Annotated in this window: 11 protein-coding genes; 8 read left to right on the top strand and 3 right to left on the bottom strand. The window is 72.5% G+C overall.

Annotated elements, in window-relative coordinates; all coding sequences use genetic code 11:
• Positions 1–131 precede the first annotated feature (131 nt).
• The 3 genes from BJ971_RS23860 to BJ971_RS23850 all read left to right on the top strand — a co-directional run bounded on the left by BJ971_RS23860 (position 132) and on the right by BJ971_RS23850 (position 6,076).
• Positions 132–593 (top strand): hypothetical protein, encoded by a 462-nt coding sequence (locus tag BJ971_RS23860; protein WP_203709498.1) that lies wholly within the window; start codon positions 132–134, stop codon positions 591–593.
• 237 nt (positions 594–830) lie between these two features.
• Entirely contained in the window at positions 831–4,739 is a 3,909-nt protein-coding gene (locus tag BJ971_RS23855) for a Pls/PosA family non-ribosomal peptide synthetase (protein ID WP_377885646.1), read from the top strand.
• Positions 4,736–6,076, top strand: coding sequence for a M1 family metallopeptidase (locus BJ971_RS23850; RefSeq protein WP_184995445.1), 1,341 nt, complete (start codon positions 4,736–4,738; stop codon positions 6,074–6,076). Before BJ971_RS23855 ends, BJ971_RS23850 begins: the two co-directional genes overlap by 4 nt.
• Here the strand turns inward: BJ971_RS23850 and BJ971_RS23845 are convergent.
• Complete coding sequence (locus BJ971_RS23845) at positions 6,056–6,529, bottom strand: Lrp/AsnC family transcriptional regulator (protein WP_184995444.1); 474 nt, start codon at positions 6,527–6,529, stop codon at positions 6,056–6,058. The genes BJ971_RS23850 and BJ971_RS23845 overlap by 21 nt on opposite strands.
• 83 nt (positions 6,530–6,612) lie before the next feature.
• Between BJ971_RS23845 and BJ971_RS23840 the strand changes: the two genes are divergently transcribed.
• Both BJ971_RS23840 and BJ971_RS23835 read left to right on the top strand, forming a co-directional pair.
• Positions 6,613–7,230 carry a hypothetical protein gene (locus BJ971_RS23840; RefSeq protein WP_184995443.1) on the top strand — a complete coding sequence of 206 codons (618 nt, stop codon included), beginning with the start codon at positions 6,613–6,615 and terminating at the stop codon, positions 7,228–7,230.
• A 48-nt stretch (positions 7,231–7,278) separates the two neighbouring features.
• Positions 7,279–8,235: a cyclase family protein gene (locus tag BJ971_RS23835; RefSeq protein ID WP_239087657.1), complete on the top strand. Its 957-nt coding sequence runs from the start codon at positions 7,279–7,281 to the stop codon at positions 8,233–8,235.
• Here BJ971_RS23835 and BJ971_RS23830 read toward each other — a convergent pair.
• Positions 8,213–8,653, bottom strand: a complete 441-nt coding sequence (locus tag BJ971_RS23830) for a nucleotide triphosphate diphosphatase NUDT15 (RefSeq protein ID WP_184995442.1) — start codon at positions 8,651–8,653, stop codon at positions 8,213–8,215. The two genes, BJ971_RS23835 and BJ971_RS23830, sit on opposite strands and share 23 nt — an antisense overlap.
• A gap of 8 nt (positions 8,654–8,661) precedes the next feature.
• Positions 8,662–11,637: a glycine--tRNA ligase gene (locus tag BJ971_RS23825; protein WP_184995441.1), complete on the bottom strand. Its 2,976-nt coding sequence runs from the start codon at positions 11,635–11,637 to the stop codon at positions 8,662–8,664.
• Between the two features lie 263 nt (positions 11,638–11,900).
• On the opposite strand from BJ971_RS23825, the gene BJ971_RS42260 reads away from it, so the two are divergent.
• The 3 genes from BJ971_RS42260 to BJ971_RS23810 all read left to right on the top strand — a co-directional run bounded on the left by BJ971_RS42260 (position 11,901) and on the right by BJ971_RS23810 (position 16,669).
• Positions 11,901–13,505: a GGDEF domain-containing protein gene (locus BJ971_RS42260; protein ID WP_184995440.1), complete on the top strand. Its 1,605-nt coding sequence runs from the start codon at positions 11,901–11,903 to the stop codon at positions 13,503–13,505.
• A gap of 92 nt (positions 13,506–13,597) precedes the next feature.
• Positions 13,598–14,242: a fibronectin type III domain-containing protein gene (locus BJ971_RS23815; RefSeq protein WP_184995439.1), complete on the top strand. Its 645-nt coding sequence runs from the start codon at positions 13,598–13,600 to the stop codon at positions 14,240–14,242.
• Positions 14,243–14,341: 99 nt separating this feature from the next.
• Positions 14,342–16,669, top strand: coding sequence for a beta-L-arabinofuranosidase domain-containing protein (locus BJ971_RS23810; RefSeq protein ID WP_184995438.1), 2,328 nt, complete (start codon positions 14,342–14,344; stop codon positions 16,667–16,669).
• The last annotated feature ends 101 nt before the right edge of the window (positions 16,670–16,770 follow it).

Here is a 16,770-nt window from a genome sequence, read left to right as displayed (position 1 = left end):
CAAGCCACCGCCTCAGCGAGGCCGACCCGGACAGTGTCCATCATGGATATCCGGACGGGTGGCTCCAGCCGTGGATCGGCACAGGCCTTGCCGCCTGGCGGCCAAGAAATGGGGGAACCATGTTCAGGAAAATGGCCGGAGTGCTGGTCGCCGCTACCGCGCTGCTCGCACTCACGACGGGTGCCGCATCCGCCGCGCCGGCGGGCGACGCCGCCCTCCAGCAGCGGGTCGACAAGGTGCTGGCCTCGATCCCGGGTGGCACTCAGGTCTCGGCCAACGAGGTCCGGTACGACGGGCTCACCGTGAGGTTCGCGTCGAAGAGCGTCTCGGCCCTGGCCGCGATCCCGTGCGGCTACGGCCACCTCTGCTTCCGGGTCAACGGCAACACCGACTTCGACTTCTACACCTGCAAGACCTGGTCGCTGTCGAACTGGCTGGGCAGCGCCCCGTACAACAACAACCAGACGGTCACCAACGGCGTCGGCACGACCGCCAAGGCCTGGGACAACAACAGCGTCCAGCGGTGGAGCTCGACCTCCAAGGAGTCCGGAACGGCGAACGTGAACCCGTGGTACTGGCTCAAGCCCTGCTGATCTGATCGGCGAAACCGGGGCGCACCCACCTTGTGGGTGCGCCTCGCGGCGTCCAATGACCGGATTCGCGGCGTTCGTCCCGGGTGACTTGTTGTGTTGGTCGCCACGAAAGCGTAGCGATTCCGTCATTCTGCGTTAGTCCAACGTAGCGTTGAGCGTTGCCCCGGGCGGGCGCGCCATGCCGCACGCCCGGTTGACGCCGACCCGTGAGGTGAAGATGGTGCACGCCCGGTGACCGTGACGACTGATCTGCGCCTGGTTGAGCTCCCACCCATCGCCATCCCGTCGGCGGGTCCGGCGGTGTTCCGTTCCTCCTGCACCCCGGTGCGCCGCACGCTCATCGACATCCTCGACGAGACCGTGCGCGCGCACCCCGGCGCCGCCGCACTCGACGACGGCGTGACCGTGCTGACGTACCGGGAGCTGGCCGACCGGGTCGAGGCCGTCGCGGCCTCCCTGGCCGGGCACGGCATCGGCGCCGGCGACCGGGTCGGCGTCCGGATCTCCTCCGGTACGGCCGAGCTGTACCTCGCGATCCTCGGCGTGCTCGCGGCCGGCGCGGCGTACGTGCCGGTCGACGCGGACGATCCCGAGGAGCGCGCCGAGCTCGTCTTCGCCGAGGCGGGCGTCTGCGCGGTGCTCGGCGACGGCCTGGCCGTCTCGCCGCGCCGCGCGCCCGGTGGCCGCACCGGCCGGCCGGGCCCGGCCGACGACGCTTGGATCATCTTCACCTCCGGCTCGACCGGCACCCCGAAGGGCGTCGCCGTCAGCCACGGCTCGGCGGCCGCGTTCGTCGACGCCGAGGCGCGGCTGTTCCTGGCCGACGGCGCCGTCGACCCGATCGGCCCGCGGGACCGGGCCCTGGCCGGCCTGTCGGTGGCGTTCGACGCCTCCTGCGAGGAGATGTGGCTGGCCTGGCGGCACGGCGCCTGCCTGGTGCCCGCCGAGCGGTCGCTCGTGCGCAGCGGCGTCGACCTGGGCCCGTGGCTGGCCGGGCAGCGGATCTCCGTGGTGTCCACGGTGCCGACGCTCGCCGCGCTCTGGCCGGTCGAGGCGCTGGACGACGTCCGGCTGCTGATCTTCGGCGGGGAGGCCTGCCCGCCGGAGCTCGCGGAGCGGCTGGCGGTGCCGGGGCGCGAGGTCTGGAACACCTACGGGCCGACCGAGGCGACCGTTGTCGCCTGCGCCGCGCGGATGACCGGCGACGGCCCGGTGCGCATCGGGCTGCCGCTCGCCGGCTGGCAGCTCGCGGTGGTCGACGCGGCGGGCGAACCCGTCTCGATGGGTGAGACCGGCGAGCTGGTGATCGGCGGGGTGGGGCTCGCGCGCTACCTCGACGCGGACAAGGACGCCGAGAAGTTCGCGGCGCTGCCCGCGCTCGGCTGGCGGCGTGCGTACCGCAGCGGCGACATCGTCCGGGCTGAACCCGACGGGCTGCTGTTCGTCGGCCGCGGCGACGAGCAGGTCAAGCTCGGCGGGCGCCGGATCGAGCTGGGCGAGGTCGACGCCGCGTTACAGGCCCTGCCGGGTGTCGCCGGTGCGGCCGCCGCGGTGCGGCGCACGGCCGCGGGCAACCAGCTCCTGGTCGGGTACGTGGTGCCGGGCGAGGGCGCCGAATTCGACGCCGCGGCGGCGGCGCTGCGGATCCGCGAGCAGCTACCTGCCGCGCTCGTGCCGCTGCTGGCGGTGGTGGACGCGCTGCCGACCCGGACGTCCGGCAAGGTGGACCGGGCCGCGCTGCCCTGGCCGCTGGCCACCGGGCAGGACGTGGCGGTCGAGCTGACCGCCACCGAGGACTGGCTCGCCGGTGGCTGGGAGGAGATCCTCGGCGTGCGCCCCGCCGAGGCGGACGCCGACTTCTTCAGCAGCGGCGGCGGCAGCCTGACGGCGGCGCAGCTGGTGGCGTGGATCCGGAGCCGGCATCCGCGGGTCTCGGTCGCCGACATCTACCTGCACCCGAGCCTGTCGCGGCTCGCGGCCGTGCTCGACGGGCTCGACACCACGGCGGCGGTCCGCCGCGAGGTCCGGCCGACGCCGCGCCGGGCCGGGCTGGCGCAGGGCGTGCTCCTGCTGCCGATGCTCGCGCTTGTCGGCCTCCGCTGGCTGACCGTCCTCGCCGCGCTGGGCAACGTGCTGGCCCTCGTCGTCCCGGCGCCGTGGGCGCCGGCCGTGTCCTGGTGGTGGGTGGCGCTGGGCTGGGCTCTGCTGTTCAGCCCGCTCGGCCGGATCGGCCTGTCGGCCGGCGGTGCGCGGCTGCTGCTGCGCGGCGTGCGCCCGGGCAGCTACCCGCGCGGCGGCGGCGTGCACCTGCGGCTGTGGGCCGCGGAGCGGCTCGCCGAGGTGACCGGGGCGACCGGGGTCGCCGGCGCCTCCTGGATGACCGTCTACGCCCGGGCGCTCGGCGCCGAGGTCGGCCCGGACGTCGACCTGCACTCCGCGCCGCCGGTCACGGGCCTGCTCAAGCTCGGCCGCGGCGCTGCGATCGAGCCGGAGGTCGACCTGTCCGGCCACTGGGTCGACGGCGACGTCGTGCGCGTCGGCCGGGTACACGTCGGCCCGGGCGCCCGGGTCGGTTCCCGCAGCACCCTCCTGCCCGGCGCCCGGGTCGGCAAGGGCGCGCGGATCGCCGCCGGCTCGACCCTGGCCGGCGCCGTGCCGGCGAACCAGCGCTGGTCCGGCTCGCCCGCGGCGCCCGGCGCCGAGGCCGCGGCCGGGTGGCCCGCGCAGCGTCCGCCGCGGACGCGGCTGCGTTCCCGGTTCTGGACCGCCGCGTACGGGGCGACCGCGCAGCTCATCGGGCTGCTGCCGATGGTGGCCGCCCTGCCGGCGATCGCCCTGGTCGGCTGGACGTTGGCCGTCCGGCCGACGGCCGGCGCGGTGGTGGCCGCCGTCGCCGCGGCGACCGTCGCCTACCTCGTCGGCTACGCGCTGCTGGTGCTCGTCGCCGTCCGGGCGCTCAGCATCGGCCTGCGCGCCGGATTCCACCCGGTTCGGGGCCGGGTGGCGTGGCAGGTCTGGGCGACCGAGCGGCTCATGGGCATGGCCCGGGTCGGGCTGTTCCCGCTCTACGCCAGCCTGTTCACGCCGGTGTGGCTGCGGCTGCTGGGCGCCAAGGTGGGTCGCGGCGTCGAGGCGTCGACGGTGCTCGCGCTCCCGGCGATGACCACCGTCGACGACGGGGCGTTCCTGGCCGACGACACCATGGTCGCCACGTACGAGCTGAGCCACGGGTGGCTGCGGGTCGCGCCGGCCAGGATCGGCAAGCAGGCGTTCCTCGGCAACTCCGGGATGACGGCGCCCGGCCGGTCGGTGCCCAAGCGCGGCCTCGTCGGCGTGCTGTCGTCGACGCCGCGCAAGGCGAAGAAGGGCTCGTCGTGGCTCGGCGCGCCGCCGATGCCGCTGCGCCGCACCGTGGAGTCGGCCGACACCAGCCGCACCTTCGACCCGCCGCTGCGGCTGAAGCTGGCCCGCGCGGCGATCGAACTTTGCCGTATCGTGCCGGTGATGTTGACCGCCGCCCTCGCCGTCGGTGTCCTCGCCGCGCTGGCGTTCGCGTGGCAGGTCGCCGGAGCGCTCGTGGCCGCGCTGGCCGCCGGCCCGGTGATGCTCGGCGCGGCGATCGTCGCCGCCGCCGTCGCGACGGCCGCGAAGTGGCTGCTGGTCGGGCGGTTCAAGGTCGCCGATCGCGCGCTGTGGACCTCCTTCGTGTGGCGCAACGAGCTCGCCGACACGTTCGTCGAGGTGCTCGCCGCGCCGTGGCTGGTCCGCTTCGCCAGCGGCACGCCGCTGCTCACCGCGTGGCTGCGGACGCTCGGCGCGAAGATCGGCCGGGGCGTGTGGCTGGAGACCTACTGGCTGCCCGAGTACGACCTGGTCCGGCTCGGCGACGGCGCGACCGTCAACCGCGGTTGTGTGGTGCAGACCCACCTGTTCCATGATCGTGTGATGAGCATGGACGAGGTGACCCTCGGCGCGGGAGCCGCGCTCGGCCCGCACGGCATCGTGCTGCCCGGCGCGAGCATCGGCGCCCGGACCACGGTCGGGCCCGGCTCGCTGGTGACCCGCGGCGACGCCGTGCCCGAGGACAGCCGGTGGCTCGGCAACCCCATCGCGACCTGGCCGGCCCCGGCCGCCCGTCAGGCATGATCCGGAAGGTACCGGGTGCCCGCGGCGCCTGGCCCGGTGCCGACCGCTCGACCGACCCGTACCTTCCCGAGCACGGCAACGGCGGTTACCACGTCGCGCACTACGACCTCGACCTGGACTACCGGGTCGTGTCCAACCGGCTCGCCGGCCGGGCGACCGTCACCGCGGTGGCCGTGCAGCCGTTGTCGCGGTTCACCCTCGACCTGGGCCACTTCCGGATCCAGGACATCCGGGTCGACGGGCGGCCGGCGAAATACACGCACCGGCCGGACAAGCTGCACATCCGGCCCGAGCGCCCCATCTTCGCCGGTGACACGTTCCGGGTCGACATCCGGTACGCGGGCAAGCCGGTGCCCATCTCCGGCCGGTGGGGCGACGTCGGGTGGGACGAGCTCACCGACGGCGCGCTCGTCGCCAGCCAGCCGAACGGGTCGCCGTCGTGGTTCCCCTGCAACGACCGGCCCGGCGACAAGGCCGCCTTCCGGGTGGCGCTCACGACCGCTTCACCGTACGCGGTGATGGTGACCGGTGATCTCGTGTCCCAGCGCCGCGGCGCGGGCAGCACCACCTGGGTCTACGAGCGCCTCGAGCCGACACCGCCCTACCTGATGAGCGTCCAGATCGGACGGTATGAGCTTGTCGAGATCGCCGCGGGCGGGGTGACGCAGCGCGCCGCGATACCGCGCGCCCTGCGCGCCGCGTTCGCGCACGACTTCGGCCGGCACGGCGAGATCATGGAGGCGTTGCAGCGGCTCTTCGGGCCGTACCCGTTCAGCGAGTACGTCGTCGTGGTCGCCGACGACGAGCTCGACGATCCGGTCGAGGCGCAGGGCATGGCGGTCTTCGGCAGGAACCACGTCGACGGGCGGCGCACCCACGAGCGGCTCGTCGTGCACGAGCTGGCACACCAGTGGTTCGGCAACAGCCTCACGGTCGCGGACTGGCGGCACATCTGGCTCAACGAGGGCTTCGCCACCTACGCCGAGTGGCTGTGGTCCGGCGTCTGCGGCGACCTGCCGACCGACGCGTGCGCGGCGCAGTGGCACGCCCGCCTCGCCGCCCGCCCGCGGGACGTCATCGTCGCGAACCCCGGCGCGGACCGGATGTTCGACCCGCTGGTCTACAAGCGCGGCGCGCTCACCCTGCACGCCCTGCGCAAGCGGGTCGGCGACGAGGCGTTCTTCACGCTGCTGCGGGCCTGGGTCGCGGACCACCGGCACGCGACCGTGACGACCGAGCAGTTCCGGGCGCACGCGCAGCGCTTCGCCCGGGAGTCGCTGGACGGCCTGTTCGCCGAGTGGCTGGACCGGCCGGCGCTACCCCCGCTGCCGCGGTAGCCGCCGCGGGTAGGGCCGCTCGTCGACGACGTTCTTCATCACGATCGTCGAGGTGAGCCGCCGCACGCCGGGCAGGGTGGCCAGCTTCTCGTCCCGGACGCGCCGGTAGGCCTCGGGGTCGGCGGTCGCCACGCGCACGACGTAGTCGGGGTCGCCGAAGAGCCGCTCCGCGTGCCGGACCTCGGCGACGCCGGCGAGGCCGCGCTCGAACTCCTCGATCGTCGCGGCGTCCTCGCGGTCCATGGTGACCGAGACCAGCACCTCGAACCCGAGGCCGAGCGCGGCCGGATCGACGATCGCCCGGTAGCCCCGGATGGTGCCGGCGCGCTCCAGCTCGCGCAGCCGCCGATGGACCGGCGCCGCGCTGAGCCCGACCCGCTGGGCCAGCTCGGTGACGGTGAGCCGGCCGTCCGCCTCCAGGAGCGCAATAATATTGCGGTCAATGGCGTCCATGCGCCGGATTCTAGCCCTGGCCATTGAATTCGAGCATTATTTAGCAAAGTACCTGCGTCGATATCGGCATATCGTTCCGGCGTATGGAGTATCTGTTCGACTCCCTCCCGTTCGTGGCGACGGCGTTCGGCATTCCGCAGTATCTGCCGCAGATCAGGAAACTGCGCCGCACCCGCGACCCCGCCGGCGTCTCCTGGTCCTGGGCCGCGCTCGCCGGCGTCAACAACGCGGCGTGGTTCGCCTACTTCGCGGCGTCCGGGTACTGGACGGCGCTGGTCCCGTCGACGGCGGCGACACTGCTGGCGACCACGGTCGCCGTCCTGCTGACCGGCCTGGGGTGCGGGAGTGCCCGGGCCGCGGCGGCGGTGTGCGCCTGGGCCGCCCTGCTGGCCGGTGCCGCGGCGGTCGCCGGCACCCGGGGCCTCGGTACGTTGCTGGTCGCCGCCGCCGCGGTCCAGGTCCTGCCGTCGGTCGTGACCGCGTACCGGACCCGCCGGCCGACGGGCGTCTCGGCCGGCACCTGGCTGCTCACCCTCGGCGAGGTCTGTTGCTGGGCCACGTACGGCCTGTACCGCGGTGATCCGCGCCTGATCGCCCTCGGCGCCACCGGCATCACCGCGAGCCTGCTGATGCTCGCGCGGATCCGGTACACGGGCGGCCCGGCGGTACCATCCGCAGCCAGCCGGGTAGCGGCGGGTTAACCTACCTGCGGTGCCTCGAACCGCGTGACCGGAGGAGTCGGTGCTGGGATGACGCTGCGGCGACCGATGCCCACGCAGGACGACGTGCTCGGATACTTCGACTCGCTGTCGAACTGGGGACGGTGGGGCGACGAGGACGAGCGCGGAACCCTGAACCACATCACCGACGAGGTCCGGCTGGCGGCGGCGCGGGCCGTGCGCCACGGCAGGAGCGTGTCCTGCGCGTGGGAGGTCGCCGCGCCGGAGGACATGGAGCGGTCGACGACGACGCACCCGTGCGCCGCCGACATGCCGGGTGCCGAGAACATGCCGGTGGTCGCCTTCCACGCCGACCGGCGCTGGGGTTTCTCGTCCGAGCGGCTCGGCCTCACGTTCCACGGCAACACGCTCACCCACCTCGACTCGCCGTGCCACATCTTCTGGGACGGCACCATGTACAACGGGCGCTCACACTCGTTGGTGGACCCCGCGACGGGCTCGGCGTGGGCGGCCGTCACGGCGGCGGCGAACGGGATCATCACGCGTGGCGTCCTGCTGGACGTCGCGAGGGCCCGCGAGGTGCCGTGGCTGGAACCGGGGCAGGGCGTGTCTCCCGACGATCTCGAGGAGGCCGAGCGTCGCCAGGGTGTGCGGGTGCGCTCCGGCGACGCGCTGCTCCTACGGACCGGTTATGGCCGGGCCCGGCACGAGGCCGGTGCGACCGGCGGTTTCACGCAGGCCGGCTGGCACGCGTCCTGCCTGCCGTGGCTGCGCGAACGCGGCGTCGCGCTGATCGGCGCCGACACACCCCAGGACGTTCAGCCCTCGGGGTACCCGGACGTGTTGATGCCGGTCCACGCGGTGGGCCTGGTCGCGATGGGCCTGTGGCTGCTCGACAACTGCGACCTGGAGGCGTGCGCGGCGACGGCCGCCGAGCTCGGGCAGTGGGACTTCCACCTCGCCGTCGCGCCGGTACGCCTCGCCGGTACCTCCGGCAGCCCGGTCAACCCGATCGCCACGTTCTGACCCGCAGGATGGCGTCGAGCCGGGCCAGGGCCGGCATCGTCAACAGCTGCCGCCACGGCTGGAACAGCGGCTCCGGCAGCGAGTCCAGGTCGTACCAGCCCAGGTCGGTGAACTTGTCCGGCTCGCGGACGACGGGTTCGCCGCCGACCTCGTCGCCGACCATCCACAGCGTCACGCTGTGCCGGCCCTCGCGGGCGAACACGTCGTTGGTGACCGCGAGCAGCTCCGGGTTCCCGATCGTCAGGCCGGTCTCCTCACACAGCTCGCGGCGGGCCGCGTCGGCGAACGACTCGCCGAACTCCACGTTGCCGCCGGGCAGCGACCACGTGCCCGCGCCGTGCGCGCCGTGCCGGCGGCCCATCAGGAACGCGCCGTCGCGCACGGCGAACACGCCGACGCCGACCCGGACCTCGCCCATCGGAGCGGTCAGAGGCGCAGCTCGGCCCAGTCCAGCAGGCCGGCGCCGAGGTCGCGGACGGTCGCCAGCAGGCCGAGCCGCGCCTTGCGGATCGTCGGGTCGTCGGCCATGACGAAGACGTCGTCGAAGAAGTCCCCGATCGGCGCGACGATGCGGCCCGTCGCGGCCGTGAAGCGGACCAGGTCCGGCTCCGGCGCCGAGCGCAGGTCGGCCACCGTGGCCGCGACCGCCTCGTGCAGCGCGACCTCGGCCGGCTCCTTCAACACCTCCGGGTCGTACTGCGCGGGGGTGTCCTGCGGAACGATCCGCCGCGCCCGCTGGATGGCCGCGACGACGGCGACGAAGTCCGAGTCGGCGGCGACGAGCGAGTCGAGCTGGTCGAGCAGGCCGACGGCGAGCGACGGGCGGGCGTACCGCGGCAGCACCGCGCGGATCCGGTCGAGCGGGCGGTCCTCCTCGATCAGGGCCTGCTCGAACCGCTTGGCCAGGAACACGCCGCACGCCGACAGCACGTCCGCGGCCACCGGGACCGGCTGGAGCGAGGCCGCGGCGGCGAGCGCGTCGTCGAGGCTGAGCGCGGCCAGGTCCGGGTGTGCCCGGTGCACCGCGACGAGGCCGAGCACGGCGCGCCGGACGGCGAACGGGTCGCTGCTGCTGGTCGGCAGCCCGACGGTGGCGGCGAGCCCGACGAACAGGTCGAGCCGGTCGGCCAGCGACAGCAGCGCGCCCTCGGTGGTGGCGGGCAGATCGTCGCCGGTGTTGCGGGGCAGCTCGGACTCGTAGACGGCCCGGGCGACGGCCTCGCTCTCGCCGGCGTTGAGCGCGTAGTCGCGGGCCATGATGCCGGCCAGGCTGGTCATCTCGGTCACCAGCTGGGATCCGAGGTCGAACTTGACGAGCTCGGCGGCCCGCCGCAGCGTGGGCGAGTCCAGGCCGAGCGGCCCGGCCAGCGCCGTGGCCAGCGCGGCGATGCGGCCGGCGCGGTCGGCCATCGACCCGAGCTTGTCGGTGAAGGTGAGCCGGGTCAGCCGCTCCAGCATCGCCGCGAGGGGCGTCTGCCGGTCGGCGCGGTAGAAGAACGCCGCGTCCTCGTACCGGGCCCGCAGCACCGCCTCGTTGCCGGCACGGACCAGGTCGACGTCGACCGGCCCGTTCGCCACCGTGACGAACATCGGCAGCAGCGCGCCGGCGGCGTCGCGGACCGGCAGGTAACGCTGGTGCTTGCGCATCACGGAGGTGAGCACGGGCTCGGGCAGCGACAGGTAGCCCGGGTCGAACGTGCCGAGCAGCGGCGTCGGCGCCTCGACCAGGTAGGCGATCTGGTTCAGCAGCGCGGCCTCGCCGGCCAGGTCGATGACGCCCGCGGAGCGGACCAGGTCGGTGGCGCCGCCGGCGATCGCGGTGAGGCGGTCCTCGGGGTCGGTGAGGATGCCGTTGGCCGCGAGGGTCTCGAGGAAGGTCTCCGCCGAGGCCACCGGCACCACCGGCGACGCCGCGGTGCGCAGCAGCCGGGTGGTGCGGCCGGCGGCGAGGGTGGACACCGCGACCGGCACGACGTCGTCGCCCCAGAGGGCGGTCAGCCAGCGCACCGGCCGGCTGAACGACAGCTGCGGATCGTTCCACCGCATGTTCTTCGACGACCGCAGGCCGGAGACGATCTTCGCGAGCACGCCGGCGAGCACCTCGGGCGCCGCGCCGCCGGCCTCCTGCCGGACCACGACCACGTGCCGCGCGCCCTTGACGTCCTGCTCCTCGACCTCGGCGAGCGTCGCGCCCTGGCCCTGGAGGAAGCCCTGGAGCGCCTTGGTGGGTACGCCGTCGGCGTCGTAGGCGGCCGCGACCTTCGGGCCCTTGACCACGCGCACGTGGTCCTCCTCCCGGGCGGCGACTCCCGCGACCACCGCGATCAGGCGCCGCGGCGTCGCGAGGACCTGGATGTCGCCGTGGTGCAGCCGGGTCGTGCCGAGGCCGTCGGTGATCGTCCGGCGCAGTTCCTCGCGGGCGGCGCGGGCCTCGCTCGGCGGCAGCTCCTCGGTGCCGATCTCGAAGACCAGCGTGCGCGGCTCGTCGCCGGTCCGTGCGGCCGCGGCGGGCTCGGCCGGCGGGGCCTGCCCGATCAGGCCGAGCGGGTGTCCGAGCTCCTCGCGGCGGGCCTGCCACAGCTTGGCGACGTCGCCGGCGAGGCGGCGCATGCGGGCGAATTCGGCGGCGCGGTCGGCGGTGGAGACGGCGCCGCGGGAGTCCAGGACGTTGAAGGCCTGCGAGCACTTGAGGACGTAGGTGTGCGCGGGCACCGGCAGGCCGGCGTCGAGGAGTCGTTGTGCCTCGGCGGCGTAGATCTCCAGGAGCCGCCGATTGGCGTCGACGTCGGCGTCGTCGAGGTAGTACCGCGACATCTCGTATTCGCTCTGGCCGAAGACCTCGCCGTAGCTGATGCCGGGCGAATACTCGATTTCCTTGAAATGCTGTTTGTTCTGCAACGCCATGACGATGCGTTCGATGCCGTAGGTGATCTCGACGGAGGGTGGGTCGAGGTTGAGGCCGCCGGCTTGCTGGAAGTAGGTGAACTGGGTGATCTCGAGGCCGTCGAGCCAGACTTCCCAGCCCAGGCCCCAGGCGCCGAGTGCGGGGGATGCCCAGTTGTCCTCGACGAAGCGGACGTCGTGTGCGGTGACGTCGATGCCGAGTGCGGTGAGGCTGCCGAGGTAGAGCTCTTGGGGGTTGCCGGGGTCGGGTTTGAGGATGACCTGGAGTTGGGTGTGTGTCTGTAGGCGGTTGGGGTTTTCGCCGTATCGGGAGTCGTCGGGTCGTACGGAGGGTTCGACGTAGACGACGCGCCAGGGTTCGGGTCCGAGTACGCGCAGGAAGGTGGCCGGGTTGAGGGTCCCGGCGCCGACCTCGGTGTTCATCGGCTGGACGGTCAGGCAGCCCTGAGCCGTCCAGTACGCCGTCAACCGGGCCAGCGCTTCCTGCATCGTGAGCATGGAGCCGGAGTCTATACGAGTGGTCCGGTTCCGATGCGCCGCGCCGAGCCGTTTGCATCGGAACGGTTTCCTTTTCAATTCATATATTGACGCGCCCAATTGATTTGCCGTCCCCGTCGACGCGTTGCCATTACGTTCTCGCCGCCGTGTTCCCACTTGGTGAGATAACTCGACGGAGTAGGCGCGATCACTCGCGACGGACTCAACCCTCGACCGGTCCTGCCGATATGTCAGACGTGCGGACGAGGACTGTGGGGGGCCTGGTGAAGCGCCCTCAGTTCGTCCATGTGGCGTACGTGCTGACGGCGCTCACCGCCTGCGTCGTGCACCTGGCGGGCCCGACCTCGGTGCGCCTGGCGGTCGTGACCGCCTCCAGCGCCCTCGCGGTCGTCGGCATCACCGTCGGCATGCGGATCAACAAGATCGAGCGGCGTGGCACCTGGCACATCCTGCTGCTCGGCACCGTGCTCTTCACGATCTTCAACCACCTGTGGTTCATGGATCTCGGCCTGGGTATCCCGGTCGGCGCCGACGGGCCGGCCAATCTGATCCTCCAGGTCGTCGCGTACATGTGCATTCTCAGCGCGGCCCTGATGGTGGTGTTCCGGCACGGCGCCGGCGACCGCGGAGGCATCCTCGACGCCGCCCTGATCGGCGTCGGCCTGATCGCACCCGGGTGGGAGATCCTGCTCCGGCCCCACCTGGAGGGCGTCGGGGCGGCCATGCCCACCCAGGCGGTCTACCTGGCCAAGCTGCTGATGCTGACGGCCAGCATGGGCGCGCTGATGCGGATCGCCAAGACGGCGGGCACCGCGCGGGTCTCGCTGACCTACTTCGTGATCAGCCTTACCTCCACCATCGTCAGCGTGGTCGCCTCGCTGATGACCACGCGCCCGGACAGCGACTACTACTCGCCGATCGTCGACCTGTGCGCGATCGTCGGCTATCTCGGCCTGGCCGCGGCGGCGCTGCATCCGAGCGCGACGGAGTTCACTCAGCCCAACGGCTGGCGGCGCGGCGAGCTGACGCCGGTGAAGCTGCACCATCTCGGCTTCGTGCTGGCGCTCGTGCCGGTCGTCGGCAGCATCCCGACGCTGTTCGGCCGGACCTCCGACACGCTGCTGTTGTCCCTCGGCACCCTGGTCGTGACCCCCTTGGTGATCATGCGAATCGGCCTGCTGCTCGCGGAACGGACGGCGGACCAGGAGGCACTCCGCTACCAGGCGCACCACGACGAGCTGACCGGCCTGATCAACCGGCGCCGGTTCTTCGCCGTGCTCGATCAGGAGGTCGAACGCTGCCGGCGCGGGGAATCCCCGGGCCTGGCGGTGCTCTACTGCGACCTCAACAAATTCAAGATCGTCAACGACGAGTACGGCCATGAGGCGGGCGACCATGTCCTGCGTACGTTCGCGGAAAGGCTGACGCGCGCGCTGCGGGCCGACGACCTCGCGGCCCGGATCGGCGGCGACGAGTTCCTGGTGCTCTGTCGCGACGCCGAGGCCGCCGATGCCGAAGGCCTGCGCCGCCGGGTGGAGGAGCTGGCGTGGCAACCGGTGTGGTGGGCCGGCCACGAGCTACCCCTCGGGGTCTCGGTCGGCATGGCCGTCGGCGCCGGGACCGACCTGTCGGGAGATGCCCTGGTCAAGGCCGCCGACGCCGAGATGTACGTGCGCAAGTCGTCCACGCCGGAGCTGGTACACGCCCAGCGCGGGCCGGCGACGCCGTCGCTGGCGCTGCCGGCGCCGGTGCTGCCCTCGTGGCCGGCGCCGCCGCCGCGGATGGCGAGGCCGTCGCGGAGCGGGGGGCGGCACCGTGCCTTCGGTGATCGGCGGGCAGGCGCGCCGGGACCGGGTCAGTCCCGATAGACACATAGTTGATCTTGCGCCCTGGCTGCTCAGCAGGGGCGCCCGGCGGCCGATAGGTGTGGCCGACCGCGCCGTCCGCTGGAAGGATCCCGGTGAACCGTCGTTCGGCAATGCTCTGCACCGCCGCGGCCCTGCTGCCGCTCGTGACGGGCGGGTGCGCCCCGTCCCCGACGGCCGCCGCCGGCCCGGACGCGGCGGCCACCGCGACGCCGTCCGCGCAGAGCTGGATCGTGGTGGCGGCGGGATCGGCGCAGCCGAAACGGTCCGCCTCGCCCGCCGCGCGCACCTCGCCCTCTTCGCGCACCTCGCCCTCTTCGCGCACCTCGCCCGCGGAGCCCGGCGGTGCGGCGCTGTCGTCCCCCGTCTCCGTGCCCGCCGCGCGGCCGGGGGAGCCGCAGTGCGTCAAGACGCAGCCACAGGGGCGGATCGACGTCGCGCTGGTGCGGCCCGGCCGCACGACCGCGACCGTGACCTGGTACCACCCCGGCGACCCCGCCGTCGTCGCCTACCGGGTCGCGGCCGTCTCGCAGGCGCTGGTGGTCGGCCGGCAGCCGGAGCTCTCGTGGACCGTTGTCGAGCCGGGCAAGGGCTGCCACGAGCTGACGGCCACCATCAGCGGCCTGCGGGCGGCAACCCCCTACGTCTTCACCGTCAACGCGACCAGGATCCGGCACTCGCAGGGGAACACCTACAACGTGACCGTCGCCCGGTCGCGGGCCGTGGTCACCGCACCCTGAGCCCGTAAGACAATCACGTCCTTGAATGGATCGTAGCAATCCCGTAACATCCCCAGCGCGAGATTGTTACCGTTAACATTCCCCGACGCGGAGGTTCCCATGTCGTCCCTGCCTGTCAGCCGACGCCGGCTGCTGCAAGCCGCCGGCGCGGGCGCGCTGGCCTCCGCGGCCGGCCTCGGGCCGCTCGGCGGCGGACCCGCCGCGGCGGCCGTCGTGCCACCCGTGCGGCCCGACCTCGGCGTCTCGGCCTATCCGTTCACGCTCGGCCAGGTGCGGCTCACCGCCGGCCGATGGCTGGACAACCAGAACCGGACCCTGAGCTACCTGCGGTTCGTCGACGTCGACCGGCTGCTCTACAACTTCCGGGCCAATCACCGGCTGTCCACCGGCTCCGCCGCCGCGACCGGGGGATGGGACGCGCCGACGTTCCCGTTCCGCACACACATGCAGGGCCACCTGCTGACCGCGTGGGCGCAGGCGTACGCGGTGCTCGGCGACACCACCTGCCGCGCCAAGGCCGACTACATGGTGGCCGAGCTTGCCAAGTGCCAGGCGAACAACGGCGCCGCCGGATTCGGCGCCGGATACCTCTCCGGGTTCCCCGAGTCCGACTTCACCGCGCTGGAGGCCCGGACCCTCTCGAACGGGAACGTGCCGTACTACTGCGTGCACAAGACCCTCGCGGGCCTGCTCGACGTGTGGCGCCACACCGGCAACACCCAGGCCCGCGACGTGCTCCTCGCGCTGGCCGGCTGGGTCGACACCCGCACCGCGCGGCTGAGCTCCAGCCAGATGCAGGCCATGCTCGGCACCGAGTTCGGCGGTATGAACGAGGTGCTCGCCGACATCTACCAGCAGACCGGCGACGGGCGCTGGCTCACCGCGGCACAGCGGTTCGACCACGCCGCGGTGTTCAACCCGCTCGCCTCCAATCAGGACCAGCTCAACGGCCTGCACGCCAACACGCAGGTGCCGAAGTGGGTCGGCGCGGCCCGGGAGTACAAGGCCACCGGCACCACCCGCTACCGGGACATCGCCGCCAACGCCTGGCGGATCGCCACCGGCGCGCACACGTACGTGATCGGCGGCAACAGCCAGGCCGAGCACTTCCGCGCGCCGAACGCGATCGCCGGCTATCTCACCAACGACACCTGCGAGCACTGCAACTCCTACAACATGCTGAAGCTGACCCGGGAGCTGTGGCAGCTCGACCCGAGCCGGGCCGACTACTTCGACTTCTACGAGCGGACCCTGCTCAACCACGTCATCGGCGCGCAGAACCCGGCCGACAGCCACGGCCACGTCACCTACTTCACGCCGCTGAACCCCGGCGGCCGCCGCGGCGTCGGCCCCGCGTGGGGCGGCGGCACCTGGTCCACCGACTACAACAGCTTCTGGTGCTGCCAGGGCACCGGGGTCGAGATCAACACGAAGCTGATGGACTCCATCTACTTCTACAACGGCACCACGCTGACGGTGAACCTCTTCGTGCCGTCGGTGCTGACCTGGACCCAGCGCGGCATCACCGTCACCCAGAACACCACGTTCCCGGTCAGCGACACCACCACGCTGACGCTGTCCGGCACCATGAGCGGGTCGTGGAGCATCCGGCTGCGGATACCGTCCTGGACCACCGGCGCGACAATCAGCGTCAACGGGACCGTGCAGAGCGTCACGGCGACGCCCGGCAGCTACGCGACCGTCACCCGGACCTGGGCGGCCGGCGACACGATCGCGGTGAAGCTGCCGATGCGGGTGATCATGCGGGCCGCGAACGACAACGCCGACGTGCAGGCGATCACCTACGGCCCGGCGGTGCTGTGCGGCAACTACGGCAGCACCACGCCGGCCGGCCTGCCCGCGCTGACCGTCTCGACGATCACCCGGACCAGCACGAGCAGCCTGGCGTTCACCGCCACCGCGAACGGCGCGACGGTAAACATCGGGCCGTTCCACGACGCGCAGGGCTTCAACTACACCGTCTACTGGAACACCGGCGCCGCCGCCGTCACCTACAAGCTGGTGAACGTCGGCAGTGGACTGGTGCTCGGCATCCAGGACATGTCCACCGTCGACGGTGGCCTCGCCCTGCAATGGGACGACAGCGGCACCGCCGACCACAACTGGGTGATGGTCACCGACGGCAGCGCGGTCAGATTCCGCAACGTCAACAGCGGCAAGGTCCTCGGCGTGGAGAACATGTCCACCGCCGACAACGCCCGCGTCCTGCAATGGTCCGACAACGGCACCGCCGACCACCGCTGGACCCTGATCGACAACGGCGACGGCACACACCGGATCCGCAACGTCAACAGCGGCAAGCTGCTCGCCATCCTCAACGGCTCCGTCGCCCGGGGCGCGCAGGCCGTCCAGGACCCCGACAACGGCAGCGCGGACAACCGCTGGCGCCTCGTCCGTCTCACCTGAACGCCGTGACGGACAACGTGTGCGAGTCCCGGTGGCGAGAAGGGCTCACCATGTTCGGTGTTCATCGAAAGGGACCTACGGGAAGTATTCCACCGTGATTG

The organism is Amorphoplanes digitatis (assembly GCF_014205335.1).
GTDB lineage: Bacteria > Actinomycetota > Actinomycetes > Mycobacteriales > Micromonosporaceae > Actinoplanes > Actinoplanes digitatus.
Note: the sequence above shows the minus strand (reverse complement) of the source record. Positions and strands in the feature narration are given on the sequence as shown.